The organism is Streptomyces sp. SID14478 (assembly GCF_010548525.1).
Taxonomy (GTDB): Bacteria; Actinomycetota; Actinomycetes; order Streptomycetales; family Streptomycetaceae; genus Streptomyces.
The window spans coordinates 1-209 of sequence record NZ_JAAGMG010000338.1 but is presented as its reverse complement, the minus strand read 5'-3'; the positions used below and the strand labels follow the sequence as shown (position 1 = coordinate 209).

Annotated in this window: 1 protein-coding gene; it reads left to right on the top strand. The window is 72.2% G+C overall.

The annotated features are described in order from the left end of the window. The coding region (locus G3I40_RS10965) for a TIGR03089 family protein (RefSeq protein WP_343244890.1) at nt 1–209 on the top strand (209 nt) is incomplete at its 3' end.

Genomic DNA, 209 nt, shown 5'->3' with positions numbered 1-209 from the left:
GTGAATGCCGCGAACCGCACCCCCGCCGCCCTCCTCCAGGCCGCCCTCGCCGCTGATCCGGGGCGGCCGCTCGTCACGTTCTACGACGATGCCACCGGGGAACGGGTCGAGCTGTCCGTGGCCACGTTCGCGAACTGGGTGGCCAAGACCGCCAACCTGCTGCAGGGCGACCTGAACGCCGAACCCGGCGACCGCGTCGCGCTGCTGCT